This window comes from Methylobacterium sp. HJ2 (assembly GCF_056431005.1).
This window is the reverse complement of the sequence record NZ_JBWJYM010000002.1, coordinates 488,429-507,375: the sequence shown is the minus strand read 5'-3', so window position 1 is coordinate 507,375 and position 18,947 is coordinate 488,429. Positions and strand designations below refer to the sequence as shown.

At 72.8% G+C, this 18,947-nt stretch carries 18 protein-coding genes; 11 read left to right on the top strand and 7 right to left on the bottom strand.

Annotated elements, in window-relative coordinates:
• Positions 1 to 91: 91 nt before the first annotated feature.
• Positions 92 to 1,093: a 4-hydroxy-3-methylbut-2-enyl diphosphate reductase gene (ispH, locus tag ACS5RC_RS07005; RefSeq protein ID WP_478343103.1), complete on the bottom strand. Its 1,002-nt coding sequence runs from the start codon at positions 1,091 to 1,093 to the stop codon at positions 92 to 94.
• 405 nt (positions 1,094 to 1,498) lie between these two features.
• On the opposite strand from ispH, the gene ACS5RC_RS07000 reads away from it, so the two are divergent.
• The 4 genes from ACS5RC_RS07000 to ACS5RC_RS06985 are packed head-to-tail and all read left to right on the top strand — an operon-like array spanning position 1,499 to position 5,117.
• The gene (locus ACS5RC_RS07000; protein ID WP_478343102.1) at positions 1,499 to 2,050 is read left to right on the top strand and encodes a SiaB family protein kinase; all 552 of its coding nucleotides are present in this window, start codon (positions 1,499 to 1,501) and stop codon (positions 2,048 to 2,050) included.
• A 9-nt stretch (positions 2,051 to 2,059) separates the two neighbouring features.
• The gene (locus tag ACS5RC_RS06995) at positions 2,060 to 2,449 is read left to right on the top strand and encodes a DUF1987 domain-containing protein (RefSeq protein ID WP_478343101.1); all 390 of its coding nucleotides are present in this window, start codon (positions 2,060 to 2,062) and stop codon (positions 2,447 to 2,449) included.
• Positions 2,449 to 3,288: a GGDEF domain-containing protein gene (locus tag ACS5RC_RS06990; protein ID WP_478343100.1), complete on the top strand. Its 840-nt coding sequence runs from the start codon at positions 2,449 to 2,451 to the stop codon at positions 3,286 to 3,288. The genes ACS5RC_RS06995 and ACS5RC_RS06990 overlap by 1 nt, the downstream gene beginning before the upstream one ends.
• A gap of 11 nt (positions 3,289 to 3,299) precedes the next feature.
• Positions 3,300 to 5,117, top strand: a complete 1,818-nt coding sequence (locus ACS5RC_RS06985) for a PP2C family protein-serine/threonine phosphatase (protein ID WP_478343099.1) — start codon at positions 3,300 to 3,302, stop codon at positions 5,115 to 5,117.
• A gap of 157 nt (positions 5,118 to 5,274) precedes the next feature.
• Here ACS5RC_RS06985 and ACS5RC_RS06980 read toward each other — a convergent pair whose 3' ends face one another.
• Positions 5,275 to 5,766 (bottom strand): P-loop nucleotide/nucleoside kinase family protein, encoded by a 492-nt coding sequence (locus ACS5RC_RS06980; RefSeq protein ID WP_478343098.1) that lies wholly within the window; start codon positions 5,764 to 5,766, stop codon positions 5,275 to 5,277.
• A gap of 313 nt (positions 5,767 to 6,079) precedes the next feature.
• Between ACS5RC_RS06980 and ACS5RC_RS06975 the strand changes: the two genes are divergently transcribed.
• The 3 genes from ACS5RC_RS06975 (at position 6,080) to ACS5RC_RS06965 (ending at position 10,474) form a co-directional block, all read left to right on the top strand.
• Complete coding sequence (locus tag ACS5RC_RS06975; protein WP_478343097.1) at positions 6,080 to 8,056, top strand: monovalent cation:proton antiporter-2 (CPA2) family protein; 1,977 nt, start codon at positions 6,080 to 6,082, stop codon at positions 8,054 to 8,056.
• 5 nt (positions 8,057 to 8,061) lie between these two features.
• The gene (locus tag ACS5RC_RS06970; protein WP_478343096.1) at positions 8,062 to 9,486 is read left to right on the top strand and encodes an MATE family efflux transporter; all 1,425 of its coding nucleotides are present in this window, start codon (positions 8,062 to 8,064) and stop codon (positions 9,484 to 9,486) included.
• Positions 9,487 to 9,805: 319 nt separating this feature from the next.
• The gene (locus ACS5RC_RS06965) at positions 9,806 to 10,474 is read left to right on the top strand and encodes a DUF937 domain-containing protein (RefSeq protein ID WP_478343095.1); all 669 of its coding nucleotides are present in this window, start codon (positions 9,806 to 9,808) and stop codon (positions 10,472 to 10,474) included.
• 122 nt (positions 10,475 to 10,596) lie between these two features.
• Here the strand turns inward: ACS5RC_RS06965 and ACS5RC_RS06960 are convergent, their stop codons facing one another.
• Both ACS5RC_RS06960 and dnaK read right to left on the bottom strand, forming a co-directional pair.
• Entirely contained in the window at positions 10,597 to 10,872 is a 276-nt protein-coding gene (locus ACS5RC_RS06960) for a hypothetical protein (protein ID WP_478343094.1), read from the bottom strand.
• Positions 10,873 to 11,027: 155 nt separating this feature from the next.
• On the bottom strand, positions 11,028 to 12,950 hold the full coding sequence (gene dnaK, locus ACS5RC_RS06955) for a molecular chaperone DnaK (protein WP_478343093.1): 1,923 nt from the start codon (positions 12,948 to 12,950) through the stop codon (positions 11,028 to 11,030).
• Positions 12,951 to 13,361: 411 nt separating this feature from the next.
• Here dnaK and ACS5RC_RS06950 point away from each other — a divergent pair, with 411 nt between their 5' ends.
• Positions 13,362 to 14,348, top strand: a complete 987-nt coding sequence (locus ACS5RC_RS06950) for a hypothetical protein (protein WP_478343092.1) — start codon at positions 13,362 to 13,364, stop codon at positions 14,346 to 14,348.
• A gap of 3 nt (positions 14,349 to 14,351) precedes the next feature.
• Here the strand turns inward: ACS5RC_RS06950 and ACS5RC_RS06945 are convergent, their stop codons facing one another.
• Positions 14,352 to 14,954, bottom strand: a complete 603-nt coding sequence (locus ACS5RC_RS06945) for a YqgE/AlgH family protein (protein ID WP_478343091.1) — start codon at positions 14,952 to 14,954, stop codon at positions 14,352 to 14,354.
• A gap of 189 nt (positions 14,955 to 15,143) precedes the next feature.
• Between ACS5RC_RS06945 and ACS5RC_RS06940 the strand changes: the two genes are divergently transcribed.
• Both ACS5RC_RS06940 and ACS5RC_RS06935 read left to right on the top strand, forming a co-directional pair.
• On the top strand, positions 15,144 to 15,623 hold the full coding sequence (locus ACS5RC_RS06940) for a redoxin family protein (protein ID WP_478343090.1): 480 nt from the start codon (positions 15,144 to 15,146) through the stop codon (positions 15,621 to 15,623).
• Between the two features lie 132 nt (positions 15,624 to 15,755).
• Positions 15,756 to 16,397: a DedA family protein gene (locus tag ACS5RC_RS06935; protein ID WP_478343089.1), complete on the top strand. Its 642-nt coding sequence runs from the start codon at positions 15,756 to 15,758 to the stop codon at positions 16,395 to 16,397.
• 170 nt (positions 16,398 to 16,567) lie between these two features.
• On the opposite strand, the gene ACS5RC_RS06930 is transcribed toward ACS5RC_RS06935, so the two are convergent.
• Complete coding sequence (locus tag ACS5RC_RS06930; protein WP_478343088.1) at positions 16,568 to 16,801, bottom strand: hypothetical protein; 234 nt, start codon at positions 16,799 to 16,801, stop codon at positions 16,568 to 16,570.
• Between the two features lie 128 nt (positions 16,802 to 16,929).
• Positions 16,930 to 17,172, bottom strand: coding sequence for a heavy-metal-associated domain-containing protein (locus ACS5RC_RS06925; RefSeq protein WP_478343087.1), 243 nt, complete (start codon positions 17,170 to 17,172; stop codon positions 16,930 to 16,932).
• A gap of 245 nt (positions 17,173 to 17,417) precedes the next feature.
• On the opposite strand from ACS5RC_RS06925, the gene ACS5RC_RS06920 reads away from it, so the two are divergent.
• On the top strand, positions 17,418 to 18,848 hold the full coding sequence (locus ACS5RC_RS06920; RefSeq protein ID WP_478343086.1) for an EAL domain-containing protein: 1,431 nt from the start codon (positions 17,418 to 17,420) through the stop codon (positions 18,846 to 18,848).
• The last annotated feature ends 99 nt before the right edge of the window (positions 18,849 to 18,947 follow it).

The window sequence follows — 18,947 nt, the reverse complement described above, 5'->3', positions numbered from 1 at the left end:
CGGACGCGCCGAGGGGCGCCGATGGGGCGCCCCTCCGACCGTCGCGTCGTGCGGCCGGGCGGGTCTCGACGCCCGGCTCGGCGGGCCGCGCCTACTCGGCGGCCTCGCTGCGCAGCTCGCGCGGCAGCGGGAACGACATGTCCTCGACCACCGTCGAGACGGTGTCGACCGTCACCTCGTAGCGGGCCGCGAAGGCGTCGATGATCTCCTCGACCAGCACTTCCGGGGCGGAGGCGCCGGCGGTGAGGCCGAGCTTCGTCACGCCCTCGAAGGCCGGCCAGTCGATCTCCTCGGCGCGCAGCATCAGGCGGGTGATCGGGCAGCCGACCCGCTCGGCGACCTCGCGCAGGCGCTGCGAGTTCGAGGAGTTCGAGGAGCCCACCACGATCAGCGCGTCGACGAGGGGCGCGATCTGCTTGACCGATTCCTGCCGGTTGGTGGTGGCGTAGCAGATGTCGTCCTTGTGCGGCCCGGTGATGTTCGGGAACTTCCGCTTCAGGGCCTCGACGATGTGGCGGGTGTCGTCGACCGACAGGGTGGTCTGGGTCACCCAGGCGAGGTTGTCGGGGTTCTCCGGCGTCAGCGCGGCGATCTGGTCGAGATCCTCCACCAGGGTGATCGAGCCCTTGGGCAGCTGGCCCATGGTGCCGACCACCTCCGGATGGCCGGAATGCCCGACGAGCAGGACGTGGCGCCCGCGCTTGTGGTGGATCTCGGCCTCGCGGTGGACCTTGGTCACCAGCGGGCAGGTCGCGTCGATCGTGGTGAGACCACGCTCGACGGCGTTGGCCGGCACGGTCTTGGCCACGCCGTGGGCGGAGAAGATCACCGGGGCGCCCCCGTCGGGCACCTCGTCGAGCTCGCGCACGAAGACGGCGCCTTTGCGCTTCAGGCTCTCGACCACGTACTTGTTGTGCACGATCTCGTGCCGGACGTAGACCGGGGGCCCGTAGATCGCCAGCGCCCGCTCGACCACGTCGATGGCGCGCACCACGCCCGCGCAGAAGCCCCGGGGGGCCGCGAGCAGGATCTGCAGGGGCGGCTTGGCTCCGGTCCCGGAGGCGGCCTCCGGGATGGACGCGGGATTCGTCATGTCGGCGCTCATGCGGCGGATGTGGCGAGGGCAGGGGCGCCCTGTCAACAGGGGGCGGCCGAAACCGGCCGCAGGTGCAGGCTGCCTAGCACGTTTCACGGCCGGCGTGATCCGCGCGAGACAGGCATGCCCCATGCCCGCGGCGGCGGTCCTCAGGCCCGCGAAGACGGTTCCCGAGCCCGGCGGTCCGGAATCCGAAGCAAGCCCGAATTATGGGCAGAACGCCCACCCCTTGGGCAGACCGGATCGGCGCAAGTCTCGACAGGATCGACGGTTTCAGCCCTCGGCACCGGCGCGGCAACCGGCGCGGTAAGGGTTCGTTGAGGCCTTCCGGCTAAACCTAGCTGTGCCTGATCGACGCACGTTCAGGTTCGTCTTGTCCGGACGAGCCTTCGGGAGACTCCCTTGCTCGCACACGATTTCAAGGCCTTCCACGAGGCGTCGAAACGCAACGGCGTGATCCTCTCCTTCGGCGGCGACCTCTCGGAGAACGTGCTGTTCTCGCTGGGCGAGGTCCTGAAGATGCGCATGCAGCAGGAGGAGACCGACGCGGGCGTGGCCAAGCGGGTGTTCTCGATCTTCGTCGAGCAGGCCCAGAACGTGATCCGCTACTCGGCCGACCGCATCGCGCCGGCCGGCCGGCCCGAGAGCACCGTCAGCAGCGGGATGATCGTGGTCGGAACCGAGGGCGGCCGCTTCTTCGTGGTCTGCGGCAACGAGGTCGGCCAGGGCGAGGTGCCGCGCCTGCGCGAGCGGCTCGACTACCTGTCGGGCCTGTCCAGCGACGACCTCAGGAAGTTCTACCGGGAGAAGCTGCGCCAGCCCCCCGACGAGGGCAGCCTGGGGGGCAGCATCGGCCTGATCGAGATCGCCCGGCGCTCCAGCGCCCCGGTGGAGTACGGATTCCAGGAAGTCAACGGCGACCGCACCCTGTTCTGCCTCAAGGCCTATATCTGAGGGAAGCCGATGACCCGCATCCAGCTTGCCCCGACCGACCGCTCGCCGCTGGTCGATTTCGACTTCGCCAACGGCCACCTGCTCCTGCGCGGCGAATCCTACCCCGAGGACGCCGCCGCCTTCTTCGGGCCCCTGCTCCAGGCCCTGCGCGCCTACCTCGCGGCCTCGGGGGCGCAGGCGGTCACCTTCGACGTGGCGCTCGCCTATTTCAACTCGTCGAGCGCGAAGGCGCTGATGAACCTGTTCATGCCCCTCGAGGACGCCGCCGCCGAGGGCCGGCCCGTCAGCATCCGCTGGCTCTACGCGGAGGGCGACGACACCATCGAGGAGGCCGGCGCGGATTTCGCCGCCGATTTCGACCACGCCCGCTTCGCCCTCGTGAAGGAAGTCTTCGCCTGATGGGCGCTCCGCGCATCGTGGCCGGGGTCAAGCGCGCCCCGGGCCCGGACGGCTTCAGCCTCTTCGACACCGAGGAAGCCGTCATCGAGCGCACCGACGTCATGCTCTCGCGCCTCGTCGAGGTCGCCGAGGGCGTGCAGGAGCTCGCCGACGCCTACCGGCGGGGCACGCGCGAGCAGCGGCGCATCGTGCGGATGAGCGACCGCATGCAGCTCGACATGCAGCGGGTGAACCAGCGCATGGCCGAGCAGCAGCGCGAGCTGCAGGCGCTCAACGGGGCGCTCTCGTCCGAGATCGAGCACCGCACCCGGCTGGAGGCGGAGCTGCGCCGCCTCGTCGATACCGACCACCTCACCGGCGCGCTCACGCGGCGGCGCTTCCTCGAGCTGTCCGAGCGGATCTGGGGGCAGAGCCTCGGCCCCGCCTGCATGCTGATGCTCGATCTCGACCGCTTCAAGCGCATCAACGACGGGCACGGCCACGCCGCGGGCGACGCGGCGCTGGTGGCCTTCGCGGCGACCTGCCGGGCGGCGCTCCGGCCGGGCGACGCCTTCGGGCGCATGGGCGGCGAGGAATTCGCGATCCTGCTGCCCGCGACCCCGGCCGCGGCCGGCCTCGCCCTCGCCGAGGGCCTGCGCCAGGCGATCGCGGACGCCCCCGTGCCGCTCGAGACCGGAGCGCTGTCGATCTCGGTGAGCGTCGGCGTCGCGGTGTCGCGGCCGGGCGAGAGCCACGCCGAGGTCCTGCGCCGCGCCGACGCCGCGCTCTACGAGGCCAAGAACGCCGGCCGCAACCGCGTGCGGGCGGAGACCGATCCGGAACCGTCGCCGCGGGCCTGAGAGACACCAGCATGAGCCGAGCCGAGACGACGCCCCCGCCGGCCCGGCGCGGGGGCCTGCGCGGGTCCGGGCCGATCCGCCGCGAGGACCTCCTCTCCGATCTCGGCTTCCGCGAGGTGGACGACGCCGCGCCGTCGGGCGAAGACCCCGCCCCGGCCGCCCGGCGCGGGGGCCTGCGCGGGGCGGGGCCGATGCGCCGCGAGGATCTCCGCCCCGGCCTCGGCATCCGCAGGCAGGCCGCGGCGGACGCGGCCGGGATGATGAAGCCCGGCGCCCTGCGGGGCGCCTCGCGCGGTCGCGACCTCGACAGCCTCACCGGCACGCTGTTCCTGCGCATCTACCCGGTGATCGCCGCGGTGGTGCTGCTGACGCAGGTCGGCATCGCGTGGCTGAACTACCAGGACCAGGTCCGGCTCTACACCGACCGGGCGAACCTGCTGGCGTCCCTCACCGCCTCGGCCATCGCGCGGCCGGGCTGGGAGGGGGCGACCGGGAGCTTCGGACCCCAGCTCCAGGCGCTGACGCGCGACCCGGCCTTCCGCTACGCGGCGCTGCGCGACGGCGAGGGCCGCGTCGTCGGCACCTCCGGCGAGAGGCCGCGCGGGCGCGCCTGGGAGCTCGTGCAAGTCACCGCGGCGCTGGCCTCCGACGCCCCGGCGAGCGCGGCGGGCAGCCTCTCGGTGGTGCTCTCGACGGAGGAGCTGCGCGACAACGCCGAGCGTCAGGCGCTGCTGGCGCTCGGCACCAGCCTGATCCTGATGCTGGCCTTCGTCGCCACCCTCCACCTCAACCTGCGCCGGCAGGTCGTCGCGCCGCTCAAGCGCCTCCTGCTCGCCATGCGCGAGGTCGAGCACAAGCGCTGGACCCCGATCGCCCTCGGCCGGCCCATCCGCCCGAGCAACGAGATCGACGCCATCACCCAGGCCTTCAACAGCATGGTCGAGGGCCTGCGCGCGGGCGACGAGGCCAAGCAGCTGCTCCAGGCGCTGGAGGCGGCCCATGCCGAGCTCGAGCGGGCCAACGCCCAGGTGATCGAGAGCATCGGCTACGCCCGCCGCATCCAGGCCTCGGTCCTGCCGGGCCCGGACCCCCTCGCGGGTTCGGGCGTCGAGAGCGCGGTGCTGTACGAGCCGCTGCACCTCGTCGGCGGCGACTATTACTGGCTGGAGACCGTGGACGGCCTCAGCGTCCTGGTCGTGGCCGATTGCACCGGACACGGCGTGCCGGGCGCCTTCCTGACGCTGATCGTGGCGACCGCCCTCGACCGGCTCCTGCACGAGCGCGGCCTGCGCTCGCCCGCCGCGATCCTGGCCGGCCTCGACGCGATGGTGCGGACGCAGCTGCGTCAGGACGGCCGCGGCGCCCAGTCCGACGACGGCCTCGATTGCGGCATCTGCGTCTGGGACCCGGCGAGCCGGACGCTGCGCTTCGCCGGCGCCGGCCTCTCGCTCACCGCCATCCGCGACGGGGCGGCCACCCGCATCCGCGGCGGACGGCGCGGCCTCGGCTACCCGCGCACCGGGCGCGAGGCCCTGCCCGAGACCGACACCCGCGTGCCGGTCGAGCCGGGCACGACCTTCTACCTGATGACCGACGGCGTGACCGACCAGATGGGCGCCGACGCCCCCGAGGCCCGCCCGCGCCTTCTCGGCCAGCGCGGCGTCGAGGCGAGCCTCCTCGCCCGGAGCGGGACCGCCCTCGCCGATCAGCTCGCCGGCCTGGAGCAGGACCTCGCCGCCTATCGCGGCGGCGAGCCGCGGCGGGACGACATGACCCTCGTGGCCTTCCGGCTCGACAAGATGCCGGAGGGCGCGCGAGAGGCCGCGTGAGGAGCCCCTGAACCCCGTCTCGGTGAGCCCGACCCGTCGGTCAGGCTCACCGAGGTCCGGCGGACGACCGCCGCGGCGCCGTCGCGCGGGCAGACCTCACTGAGTCGGGCTCATCGAGGTCTGGTCTAAAACGATCGTCCCGGTCACGCGCCTGTCGTCACGGACGATGCAGAACCACGTGGAAGCCCTCGTCGGCGGACGGGGGCACGAAGTGGCTCGTGAAGAGATCGAATACGGCGTCGCTGACGACGAACGGGTGCTCCCCGCTCTCGTTCCTGCGGCGGAGGCGGGCCTTGCACACCGCGTCCGCCACGTCGAGATAGTGAAGCCGGTGCGCGCACCGCGCGTCCTCGTACAGCGTGCGCATCCAGGCCCGGCTGTCGGGCGTGTTCGCCGGAAAGTCGAGCCCAATCGACAGGCCTGCGCGCAACACATCGACCAGATGAGACGCCATCGCATCCCGCAGCCGTGCCGCGTTGCGGACGTAGTCGGCGAGGCTGTTCTGCTCGCCCGGATAGAGGCGGGACAGCCAATGGTCTTCCCGGACGATCACCGTGCCCGGTGCCTGGCCCAGTTCGGTGACGAGGGTCGATTTGCCAGCGGCGATCTTCCCGCACACGAGGTGCAGCGTGGGGCCGTTCGAGGACATGGATCTGGACCTTGGAAGACGCGCGGCGTCGCGCTGTTCAGTCGGTAGGGTCACATGCGGCCGGACCCGGCCTGACGCGTCAGGCCGGGCGCCGAATTCGCCCGAGGATCGCGGTGGCCGCGCGGTGAACACCGAAGGTCATGCGGCGATGATGCCCTCTCCCGCGCGCCCGGTCCAGCTCCGCGGCGTCCGGGGCCGCGGTGCCGTTCGGCACGTGGCGGGCTCCGCCCGGGCGCCTCTCCGGCTCGCACCCGCGGGCCGGCCGGGCTAAGGTCGGGCGCTCCGCAGTCCGACCCGAGGTATGCGCCGGCCCATGGCAAGTCCTGCCGACCATGCGAGCTTCCTGCCGCCCGTCCTGACCTTCCTGTCCGCGGCCGTGATCGGGGTGCCCCTGTTCCGCCTCGCCGGCCAGAGCGCCGTGCTCGGCTACCTCGTGGCCGGCGTGCTGATCGGCCCGTCGGGCTTCTCCCTCATCGCCGAGCCCGAGACCGCCGCGAGCGTCGCCGAGATCGGGGTGGTGCTGCTCCTGTTCATCGTCGGCCTCGAGCTGCACCTGTCGCAGCTCGTCTCCATGCGGCGCGACATCTTCGGCCTCGGGACGGCACAGCTCGTCGTCTGCGCGGGCGTCCTCGGCGGCGCGGGCGCGCTCGCGGGCCTCGGCGCGGGCGCCAGCACGGTGATCGGCATCGCCCTCGCCCTCTCGGCCACCGCCGTCGCCCTGCAATTGCTGGAGGAGCGGGGCGACCTCGGCACCGGCTACGGAAGCCGCGCCTTCGCGGTGCTGCTGTTCCAGGACCTCTCGGTCGTCGGCATCCTGGCGCTGATGCCGCTCCTCGCCTCGGCCGGCGGGGGCGGGGACGCGCCCTGGCTCGGGGCGGCGGCGGCCTCGACCGCCAAGGCGCTCGGCGCCATCGTGGCCGTCGTGCTCGTCGGCCGCTACGGCCTCAACCCATTCTTCCGCCTGCTCGCCGCCTCCGGCGCCCGCGAGGTGATGACGGCGGCGGCCCTCCTCGTGGTGCTCGGCACCGCGCTGATGATGCAGGAGGTCGGCCTCTCGATGGCGATGGGGGCGTTCCTGGCCGGCATCCTGCTCGCCGAGTCGAACTTCCGCCATCAGCTCGAGGCCGATATCGAGCCGTTCCGCGGCATGCTGCTCGGCCTGTTCTTCATGAGCGTCGGCATGTCGATCGACGGGGCGCTCGTGCGTGCCGTCTGGCCCGCCTTGTTCGGGGCGACCGCCGCGGCGATCCTCGTCAAGGTCGCCCTGGTGGCGGGCCTGTTCCGCCTGTTCGGGTCGCGGCCCCTCGACGCCCTGCGGGGCGCCGCGGTGCTGGCGCCGGCGGGCGAGTTCGCCTTCGTGCTGCTGCCCCAGGCCGAAGGGCTCGGCCTCACCGACGCCACCGCCACGCGCTTCGCCGTGGCGCTCGCGGCGCTGACCATGCTCGTCGGCCCGGTCGCGGCCAAGGGCCTCGACAAGGGCATCGAGGCCCTGCGCGCCCGCGCGGGCGGCGCGGCGGAGCTCCCCGCGACGGATGTCGTCGAGAGCGCCGAGGCCCGCGTCCTGGTGATCGGCTTCGGCCGCTTCGGGCAGATCCTGACGCAGGTGCTGCTCGCCGAGGGCATCGCCGTCACGGTGATCGACAAGGACGTCGAGCAGATCCGCTCGGCCTCGCGCTTCGGCTTCCGGATCTACTACGGCGACGGCACCCGCCTCGACGTGCTGCGCGCCGCGGGCATCGGCCGGGTCGAGCTCGTCTGCATCTGCGTGGACGACGCCGAGGCGGCGCTGAAGATCGTCGACGTGGTGCACGAGGAATTTTCGAGCGTGCGCACCTACGTCCGGGCCTACGACCGCATGCACGCCGTCGAGCTGATGAACCGCGACGTGGATTTCCAGCTCCGCGAGACCTCCGAATCCGCCCTCAGCTTCGGCCGGGCCACCCTCGAGGGCCTGGGCCTGCCCGCCGAGGCCGCGGCGGCGCGGGTGGAGGACGTGCGCAAGCGCGACGTCGCCCGCCTCGTGCTCCAGCAGGCCGGGGCCCTGCCGGACGTCAGCGGCTGGCTGCGCGGCACCGCGCCCGCCGAGATCAAGCCCGAGCCGCTGACCGCGCCCCAGCGCCCGGCCCGGGCCCTCAGCGCCGAGACCCGCGACATCATCGGCCACGACCGCCGCGAGGCCGCCGAGCGCATGCTCGACAGGGCCGCCCCCGCGGTGACCGCCGACGCGCACGAGGCCTCCGCCCCGGAGGATTCCGTTCTGGAGACGGAAGGCAGCGGCCGGGATGACTGATCCCGATGCCTGAGGCTTCGGGCGAGCCCGGCCGCTTCGTCACCGGCTCGATCCTGCGGCACGTGGCGGTGATGAGCGCGACGGGCTCCGTCGGCCTGATGGCGGTCTTCGTCGTCGACCTGCTCTCGCTGCTCTACGTCTCGAAGCTCGGCGACCCGGCGCTGACGGCGGCGGTCGGGTTCGCCACCATCGTCCAGTTCGCCGGCATCGCGATCAATATCGGGCTGATGATCGCGGCGGGCGCCCTGGTCTCCCGGGCGCTCGGGGCCGGGGACGGGGCCGGCGCGCGCCGCCTCGCCACCTCGGCGACGGTGCTGGGCGCGCTGGCCGCGGGCCTGATCGTCGCCCTGCTGCTGCCGGCGGCCGACCCGCTGCTGCGCCTGATCGGGGCCGCGGGCGAGCCCCTGCGCGTCGCGGAGCGGTTCCTCTGGATCGCCCTGCCCTCGAACGTGCTGATGGGCACCGGCATGCTGTTCTCCGGGCTCCTGCGCGCGGCGGGTGACGCGCGCCGGGCGATGTACGTCACGCTGGGCGGCGCCATCGTCACGGCCTTCCTCGATCCGCTGCTGATCTTCGGCGCCGGGCTCGGGGTCGACGGGGCGGCGATCACCACCTGCGTGGCGCGCGCCACCTTCCTGGCGATCGGCTGGCACGGGGTGCGGCGCCTGCGCCTGCTGGCCGTGCCGCGGCTCGGCGCGGTGATCGCCGACGCGCCGGTGATGCTGCGCATCGCGGGGCCGGCGGTGCTGACGAACCTCGCGCCCTCCGTGGCCAGCGCCTTCCTGGCCCATGTCCTGGCCCGCTACGGCGCGGAGGCGATCGCCGCCAACGCGGTGATCGACCGGCTGACGCCGGTGGCCTTCGGCGGCCTGTTCGCCCTCTCGGGCGCGATCGGGCCCATCCTCGGCCAGAACTGGGGCGCCGGCCGGCCCGACCGGATGCGCGCGGTGCTGCGCGACGGCGCGGCCCTGGCGCTCGCCTACGTGGCTCTGGTCTGGCTCGTCCTCGCGCTGGCGCGCGAGCCGCTGATGCGGCTGTTCGGCCTCGGCGGAATCGCCGCCGACCTGTTCGGGTTCTTCTGCCTCGCGAGCGGGGCGATCTGGGCCTTCAACGGGCTGCTCTTCCTCGCCAACGCGGCCTTCAACAACCTCGGTTTCCCGTTCCGCTCGACCCTGCTCAACTGGGGCCGGGCGACGCTCGGCACCATGCCGCCGGCGCTCCTCGGAGCGGCCCTGTACGGGCCGCGCGGGGCGATCGCGGGCGCGGGGGTCGGCTCGGTCGCGTTCGGCCTCCTCGGCCTCGCGATGGCGCTGCGCACGGTGACGATCCTGGGCGAGCGGGATGCTCCGCCGCCCGAGCCGGCGCCGATCGCGCCGGTGGCGCCGGAGGCGATCCCGCTGGGCAGCCAGGGCAGCGGCGCCCTGGTCTGACCGGGGCTTCCGGTCGAGCGAACCGGAGCCCGGACCCGCCGCCCCCCGATCCGCCATCCCGGACGGAGCGCCCGGATCCCGTCCGAGGCGAGGACCGGCCGGCGCGTCCCGGATGCCCGGCGGGACCCGGCGAGCGTGCCGCCGTGCGGGGTTTGGCGGGACGAGCGCAATTGGACCGGTGCGGACCGGCGCGGGCTTCTGGCCTTCTGCGTTGCAAAAGGGCAGACTTGCATCTTCGTGCAGACCTGCCCGGCGGGCGGGCTGCCCATCGCGCGGGCCGGTCTCCGGATCCGCGTCGCCGCAGCTGAGGCCCCAGGCCATGTTCAACCCGATCGACATGCTCCAAGCGCAAGGCGGAGCGGCCATGCAGGGGATGGCCCAGCAGTTCGGGATCAGCCCGGAGCAGACGCGGCGGGCGCTCGAGGCGCTGATGCCGGCCTTCGCCATCGGTCTTCAGCGCACCGCACCCAACGATCCGATGGGCCTCGCTCACCTGTTCGGCTCGCCGCAGCTGATGCAGGCGGTGGTGCAGCAGGCCTCGCTCACGAGCGGCGTCGGCGCGCAGGTGCTGCGGCAGATGCTGCCCATGATGGCGGGTGCCGTGGTCGCCAGCATCGTGCACATGCTGCTGAACCAGCAGGCCGCGCCCGAGCCGGCCCAGCCCGCCCCCTCCGCCTTTCCGCTCAACGCGGCCTGGATGGAGATGATGAAGGCCTTCCTGCCGCCCGCCGAGGCGCCGGAGCGCCGGGCCCCGGCCGCACCGGCGAAGGCCGCGCCGCGGCCGGCCGCGCGGAGCGCCCGGCCCGCCCCGCCGCCCGAGGCCCAGCCCGATCTCGGCCGGGAGATGTTCCAGCAATTCATGCGCACCGGCGCCGAGGTGCAGGAGCAGAACGTCCGGGCGATGCAGAGCCTGTTCGATGCGCTCTGGCCGGAGAGCGGCCGCAGCGAGACGCCGCCGACCGCCGGCACCGGGCGCAAGCCCGGCTGAACCGGGCCCCGGTCGGGCGAACCGGGCCGCTCTCCGGGCGCGGAGCCGAGCGGCGGGAGAGCGGCCCGATCTCGATCCGGGGCCGCCTCCCGCGCAAGATGCCTGACTGGCGCAGGACGCTCTTACTGGCGCGGGCCCTGGTTCGCGCCGCCCTTGCCGAGGCCGACGCCCGTGTTGGCGCTCGGGCCGCTCCCGCCGCCCATGTTGCCCATGCCGCCCTCGCGGCCGGGCGTGTTGACCGTGCCGGTGGTGGCGCCCGCGGCCGGCGCGCGGTCGAGGCCGCCCGAGGGCGAGGCCGCCGGATCGCGCCCGGGGGCGCCGGTCGCTGTCTGGGCGAGGGCCGCCCCCGAGGCGCCGAGGCCGAGCGCGGTCGCGAGGGCGAGGATCTTCAGCTGCATCCGTGATCTCCGTGTGGGTCGCATGACGGACCAACGGCTGCGGGCGCCGATCGTTCGGAGGACGGGCGCAGGCGCCGCGCACGAAAAAGAGGGGCCGGATCGCTCCGGCCCCTCTTTCTGATCGTCGGACGCTGCCCCGGACCCGAGGCGGGCGCTCAGGCCCGCTTCTTCTGGTCCTTCTCGTCGACCTCCTGGAAGTCGGCGTCGATGACGTCGTCCTTCTTCTCCTCGCCCGCCTGGGCGCCCGCCGCGGCGGCGTCCGGGCCCGCGGCCTGGCTCGCGGCGTACATCGCCTCGCCGAGCTTCATCGAGGCCTGCATCAGGTCCGTGGTGCGGGCCTTGATGGTCTCGACGTCGTCGCCCTCGAGCGCGGTGCGCAGCGCCGTCATCGCGGTCTCGATGCCGCCCTTGTCGGCCTCCGAGACCTTGTCGCCGTACTCCTTCACCGACTTCTCGGTGGCGTGGATCAGGCTCTCGCCCTGGTTCTTCACCTCGACGAGCTCGCGGCGCTTCTTGTCCGCCTCGGCATTGGCCTCGGCGTCCTTCACCATCCGGTCGATGTCGGCGTCGGACAGGCCGCCCGAGGCCTGGATGCGGATCTGGTGCTCTTTGTTCGTCGCCTTGTCCTTGGCCGTCACGTTGACGATGCCGTTGGCGTCGATGTCGAAGGTCACCTCGATCTGCGGCATGCCGCGGGGCGCCGGCGGGATGCCGACGAGGTCGAACTGGCCGAGCAGCTTGTTGTCGGCCGCCATCTCGCGCTCACCCTGGAAGACCCGGATGGTGACCGCGTTCTGGTTGTCCTCGGCCGTCGAGAAGGTCTGCGACTTCTTCGTCGGGATGGTGGTGTTGCGGTCGATGAGCCGGGTGAACACGCCGCCCAGCGTCTCGATGCCGAGCGAGAGGGGGGTGACGTCGAGGAGCAGCACGTCCTTCACGTCGCCCTGGAGCACGCCGGCCTGGACGGCGGCGCCGATGGCCACGACCTCGTCCGGGTTGACGCCCTTGTGGGGCTCCTTCCCGAAGAACGACTTCACCACCTCCTGGATCTTCGGCATGCGGATCATGCCGCCGACCAGCACCACCTCGTCGATCTCGGCCGCCGAGACGCCCGCATCCTTGAGCGCCTTGCGGCAGGGCTCGATGGTGCGCTGCACGAGGTCGTCGACGAGCGACTCGAACTTGGCCCGGCTGAGCTTGAGCGCGAGGTGCTTCGGCCCGGTGGCGTCCGCGGTGATGTAGGGCAGGTTGATCTCGGTCTGGGTGGCCGAGGACAGCTCGATCTTCGCCTTCTCGGCGGCCTCCTTGAGGCGCTGGAGCGCGAGCTTGTCCTTGGTCAGGTCGATGCCCTGCTCGCGCTTGAACTCGGCCGTCAGGTACTCGACCACCCGGTTGTCGAAATCCTCACCGCCCAGGAAGGTGTCGCCATTGGTGGACTTCACCTCGAACACGCCGTCACCGATCTCCAGGATCGAGACGTCGAAGGTGCCGCCGCCGAGGTCGTAGACCGCGATCGTGCCGGCCTTCTTCTTGTCGAGGCCGTAGGCGAGCGCGGCGGCCGTCGGCTCGTTGATGATGCGCAGCACCTCGAGGCCCGCGATCTTGCCGGCATCCTTGGTGGCCTGACGCTGGGCGTCGTTGAAATAGGCGGGCACCGTGATGACGGCCTGGGTGACCGGCTGGCCGAGATGCGACTCGGCGGTCTCCTTCATCTTCTGAAGGGTGAAGGCGGAGATCTGGGACGGCGAATACTTCTTGCCGTCGGCCTCGACCCAGGCGTCGCCGTTGTCGCCGCGGACGATCTTGTAGGGCACGAGGCCCTTGTCCTTCTGGGTCATCGGGTCGTCGTAGGTGCGACCGATCAGGCGCTTGATGGCGAAGAAGGTGCGCTCGGGATTGGTGACGGCCTGCCGCTTGGCCGGCTGGCCGACGAGGCGCTCCCCGTCATCCGTGAAGGCGACGATGGACGGGGTGGTGCGGGCGCCTTCCGAATTCTCGATGACCTTGGGCTGCGTGCCTTCCATGACGGCCACGCAGGAATTGGTGGTGCCCAAGTCGATACCGATGACTTTACCCATGGTGGGATCCCTCTGTTGTTGCGTGATCAAGCAGACCGCCGAGCCCCGAAGCAGCTCGGCCCATGGCGACGCGATGAGTGCGACGTGTGGTGATGTGCGTACGGGAGGGGGGGCGGATCAAGGGCCTGGGCCGGCGAAAGATCCGCGCTTAATCCCGTGTCGAGGCCGATATAAGAAGGCTGTTGCGGCCTCGCAAGACGAACCGCCGCACGGGGACGAAGTCCTGCGACAGGCGCCCTATCCCCTTGTCCGGACGAGGGGATCTGCGACACCGGACCGTCACGGCCCGAGAGCCGGCCGGGATTTTGTTGCCGCGTTGCCACGCCCACGCCATCGATGGCGTGTTAACGGTCCGTTGCCGAACCGCGCCGAACCCGGTGCACGGCCCGCTCCTCCGGCCCGAAGGACCCGATGCGTCCGACCCGCGCTCTCCTGATACCGCTCCTCTGCCTCGGCGGCGCGGCCGCCGTCCCAAGCCCGGCCGCGGCGCAGAACTTCTTCGAGGAGCTGTTCGGGATCGGCCGCGCGGCCAAGCCCCCGGTGCCGCCCCGCGGCGTGCCGACCGCGCCGCCCCCCGCCGCGCCGCTGCCCGGCGACCCGCTCCCGCCGGATGCCGGCACGCCCCCGGCGGCCGAGGCGCCGCGCCCGGCGGCCCCGCCCAAGCCCGTGGTGCTCAAGGCCCCGGGCGAGGACAGCGTGCTGGGCCAGGACCTCCAGCTCAACGGGCTCGCGGGCAAGATGAAGCTCGAGCGCGCCGGCGGAGCGATGACCGCGCGGATCGTCCTGCCGGGCACGAAGGTCTCGCAGCCGACGGAATCCTGTACGGTGCCCCTCGCGGGGGGCGGCCCGGTGACCCTCACGGAGAGCCGGCCTGAGGGGGTGCCCCGGTTCGAGGCGACGGGCGGCGAGTGCCCGCTGCGCCTCGACGTGACCGAGGGCGGCCTCATCGTCACCCCGCTGAATCCGAACCCGGTCTGCACCTTCACGGCGGCCGATTGCGCCACGACGCCGAACGGCCTGTGGGGGCCGCCCGCCGCCGGGCTGATCCCGCGCTCGGCCGAGTTCGACACCGCGCGCGGCGTCGCCGACCGGGCGGTGCGCGACAATTACAAGCTGCTGACCCAGCGGGCGCGGCGCGAGGACGTGCGCCCGATCGTGACCGAGCAGGCCGCCTTCTCCTCCGACCGGGAGCAGCTGTGCCGGACCTACGCGCGGGAGGGGGCGCACGGCTTCTGCCACCTGCGCGTCACCGAGAACCGGGCGCTGGCGCTCGCCACGCGCCTCGGCGTCAACACGGCGGCGGCCCCCACGACCACGGCGGCGACCCCGCGGCCGCGGCGCAAGCCCCCGGTGGACGGGATGAACCCCGACGCCGCCGCGGCCCCGCTGCCCGAATAGGGATCAGGCCCGGCCGACGCTGACCGAGAGCATCGCCGGATCGATGCCGATGCCGCGCAGGGCCCGGTCGTACTTCGCGTCGAGATCGGTGTTGAAGATCAGGGACGGGTCGGCCGGGCAATTGAGCCAGCCGTTGGCCATGATCTCGCTCTCGAGCTGCCCCGCCTGCCAGCCGGCATAGCCGAGCGCCAGCACCGCGCTCGCCGGCCCCTCGCCGCTCGCGATGGCGCGCAGGATCTCCACCGTGGCGGTGAGGCAGATGCCGTCGTCGATGATCAGCGTCGATTGCGCGATGTGGAAATCGTCCGAGTGCAGGACGAAGCCGCGGCGCCCCTCGACGGGACCGCCCATCAGCACCGGCATGTGCCCGACCCGCTCGCGCAGCCGGATGGCGTCGGCCTCCTGCGCCACGTCGAGCTGCAGCAGCAGGTCCGGCATCGAGAGATCGGCCACCGGCTTGTTCACGATGATGCCCATCGCCCCGTCCGCCGAGTGGGCGCAGACGTAGATCACCGTGCGGGCGAAGCGCGCGTCGCCCATGCCCGGCATGGCGACCAGGAACTGGCCATCGAGAAACGAGGGATCACCGGGCGGCGGCATCTGCATCGGCCCATGCTACGCGCCGACTATCGCTTGTCCAGCGGACAAAACGTCTGGCGGGCGTGCGCGAACGGACTGCATCCCCGCTGCGGCGGGCGCGCGCCCTCGCCTCGACAGGTCCGGGTCGCCACGCTAGTTGAGCGCCGGGCGCAAGGCACAGCTTGGCGCAAGGCATCGAGACGACGGAGACGGCGGATGATTCAGGTCGGCGACCACCTGCCCCAGGCGACGTTCCGCGTGAACGGCCCGGACGGCCCGATGGCCAAGACCACGGACGACGTCTTCAAGGGCCGTCGCGTGGTCCTCGTCGGCGTGCCGGGCGCCTTCACGCCGAGCTGCCACCGCAACCACCTGCCGGGCTTCGTCGCCAAGCGCGACGAGATCCTGGGCCGCGGCGTCGACGCCATCGCGGTGACCTCGGTCAACGACGTCTTCGTGCTGGACGCCTGGGCCAAGGCGAGCGGCGCCGAGGGCATCGAGTTCCTGGCCGACGGCAACGCCGATTTCGCCAAGGCGACCGGCCTGGAGATGGACGGGACGGGCTTCGGCCTCGGCATGCGCTCGAAGCGCTACTCCGCGCTCGTCGAGGACGGCGTGGTGCGGGTGCTCAACGTCGAGGAATCGCCCTCGAAGGCGGAGGCCTCCGGCGCCGAGGCCCTGCTGAAGGTGCTCTGAGGCCGGGCCGCGCACGGCCCGCGCTCCGGCAAGGCGCGGCCGGCCCGATTCCGGTCCCGGCCTCGCCCCGCTCCGGCCACGTTCGCGAGGCTGCGTGCGGGCCGTACCGGAAACATCAATGGGTCGATCCGCGTGTCCTTCCTCCATGATCTGCCGATCGCAGACCTGATCGCCAGCTACGGCTACCTGGCGATCTTCCTGATCATCACCCTCGAGAGCGCGGGCGTGCCGATGCCGGGCGAGACGGTGCTGATCTCCTCGGCCGTCTATGCCGGCAGCACCGGCAACCTGAACATCGTCCTCATCATCGCCGCAGCCGCGGCGGCGGCGATCATCGGCGACAATCTCGGCTACTGGGTCGGTCGGCGCTGGGGCATGCCGCTGCTGCTGCGCTACGGCCACGTGATCGCCCTCGACCACGGGCGGCTCAAGCTCGGCCAGTACCTGTTCCGCGAGCACGGCGGCAAGATCGTGTTCTTCGGCCGCTTCACCGCGATGCTGCGGGCCTACGCGGCCCTGCTCGCCGGCGTGAACAGGCTCGATGCCCGACGCTTCATGCTGTTCAACGGGCTCGGCGGCCTCGCCTGGGCGACCGGCATGGGCCTCGGCTCGTATTATTGCGGCCGCTCGATCGAGCGCATCGCCGGCCCGGTGGGCCTCGCGCTCCTCGCCGTGGTGGTGTTCGGCGGGCTGGCCCTGTGGCTGTTCGTGCGCCGCCACGAGGCGCGGCTGCTGAGTAAGGCCGAGGCGGCGATTCCCGGCCCGCTGGCCTAGAGCCCGCTCCGGCGCAGGGGGGCCGCTTCGTCGAAAGAAGGTGCCCCAGACCGAGAGCCGGATCCGGCTCTCGGGACGTCCCGCGGGATCGGGAGCCGGTCCCGCGAGGATCGGGCGGATCAGCCCGCGGGCGAGATCAAGCCCTGGGCAGGTTCAGCCCGTGGTCGTGTTCAACCTTTGGGCAGGGCCCGCCCGCGGCAGGCCGCGCGGTAGCGCTGGCGCTGCAATCCCGTCAGGTGCCGGTTGTCGGCGACCTGGGTGCAGGCCACCTTGCGGTCGGCCTTGCTCAATCCCCTGATCCCGCTGCTCGGAACATCCGTCGGGGTGGGGGAGATGTAGGTCTGCGCCGAGGCCGCGGCCGGAATGGCCGCGAGCAGGAAGACGCCGACGAAGACCCTGTGCATATTGCTTCTCCGGTAAAAGACCGGCCACAAGCCTAGCAAGGGCCGGGCCGACACGCCCGTTCCGGGCGCCCGGCCTCGCCGCGGGCCGGCTCCCTTCGGCGACGCGGCCCGTCACGCCCCCCGCGCGATCAGCCCGTCATGGCGGTGGCGGTGTAGCCCGCCTTGCCGAGGGCGTCGGCGATGGCGAGGCTCTGGGCCCGGGTGCGGATGGAGACGCGGCCGTTCGGGCGGTCGACCTCGATGCGGGCCTCCGGGTCGAGGCGGCGCACCGTCCGCCGCACCGCTTCGGCGCAACCGTCGCAGGTCATGCCCTCGACGCGCATCATCAGCTCGATGGCCTCGTCCGATGGGATCTCCGTGTGGGGTGTCATGCGACCGTCTCCGGCGGGTGCGAGAAGCGAGGCCTGGATGTCGGAACCGACACCGGCCCCGACAAGGCGCCGCGTGCGACGCGCAACGCCGCCCCGCAATGTCACACTGCGCCGAAAACCGGTGGGCGGTCGCCGCTCCATCTTGCCGGTTCATCGGCGCTCGGCGACAACATTCGGGTTGCTTCGGTCCGGTTCAACCGGTCCGCGGTCGTTCCAAGTATCTCCTGTAAGGTGTTCCCCGCGCGATGTTCCGGTTCCTCGGCCGGCATGCAAGCCTGTTGGCCTTCGGGGTGCTGGCGGCCGTCCTGATCGGCCCGGTCGCGGTCTTCCTGCCGGCGGTCGGGGCGCTCCTCCTCGCCGCGCTGGCCGCGATCGCGGGCCTGGCCGCCCATATGCGCGCCACCGGCCTGAGGACGCGCTGCGACGTGCTCTCGCGCGAGGTCGACGGCCTCTCGAAGCGCCTCCTGCAGGCCGAGGCCCGCGATCGCGAGGCCGCGCCGCCCGACGCGGGCCGGGCCGGGCTCGTGAACGACATCGAGGAGCTCACCGTCGAGATCGGCCTCCTCAGCGGGATCGTGCGCGACCTCACCGCCGTGGTCACCGCCCAGGACGACGAGATCGCCCGCCTGAAAGCCGTCGCCGCGCGGCCTGTCCCGGCCCCGCCGCCGGTCTCCGCCCCGCCCGTTTCCGCCCCGCCCGTCTCCGCTCTGCCCCTGACGCCGCCCCCGGCGGCGGTCGCCCCGCGCCCGGCTCCGGCCGAGACCGCGCCGCCGCGGCCGGCCGCCAGCCGGCCGCGCCCGGCTCCCGCGGCCCGGCCGATCCCGCCGCGGCCGATCCTCCCGCGCGCCGAGACCCCGCCGGAGGACGTGCTGGTCGCTGCCTTCGAGGGCGAGGGCCTCGAGGTCCATCTCCAGCCGGTCGTCACGCTGCCCCAGCGCAAGGTGGTCGCCTACGAGGCGCTGGCGCGGCTGAGGACCGGGGCGCAGGTGCTCGGCCCCGACGCCTTCCTGCAGGCGCTCGAGCGCAACGGCCGCACCACCGAGCTCGACCGCCGGATGCTGCAGCGGGTGGCGACCATCGTGCGCCATCTCGGCGGGCGGGGCAGCGAGGCCAGCGTGACCTACGGCCTCTCGCCCCTCTCGCTGTTCGAGCCGGGCTTCCTGCGCTGGCTCGGCCGCCTGGTCTCGGAGGAGCCGCTGCTCGGGGGCCGGCTCATCCTCGCCCTGCCCCAGGCGAGCTGGCGCACCCTCGATGCGGGGCAGGCCGCCGCGCTGGCCGCGCTGCGGGGCAAGGTGGGGTTCGTCCTGGACCGCCCGGGCGACCTGCGCTTCGACGCCGGCGCACTCGCCGCCCGCGGCATCGGGCAGATCAAGGTCCCGGCCGAGCTGCTGCTGCGGAGCGGGGCCCCGGACCTCGCCGACATCGCGGTCGAGGATCTCGTCACGGCGCTCGCCCGTGCGGGCATCCGGCTCGTCGCCTGCGGGGTCGAGGCCGAGGCCGACGTGCCCGACCTGATCGATCTGGACGTCGCCCTGGCGCAGGGCACGGTGTTCGCCGCGCCGCGCCCGGTGCGCGCCGACGTGCTGGCCAATCCCCCGGCGGTCGCGCCGGCCGGCGACGAGCCGGAACCGCCGCAGAAGCGGCCGTTCCGCTCCTTCCTGCGCCGGGCGAGCTGAGGCCCGGGCCCGATGAGGCCCCGGCGGGGCCGTCCAGGCCCTGTCCGGCCCTGGGCGTTGCCTTCCGCGCCCCGCCCGCCTAACCCGGCCCCGCGCTCC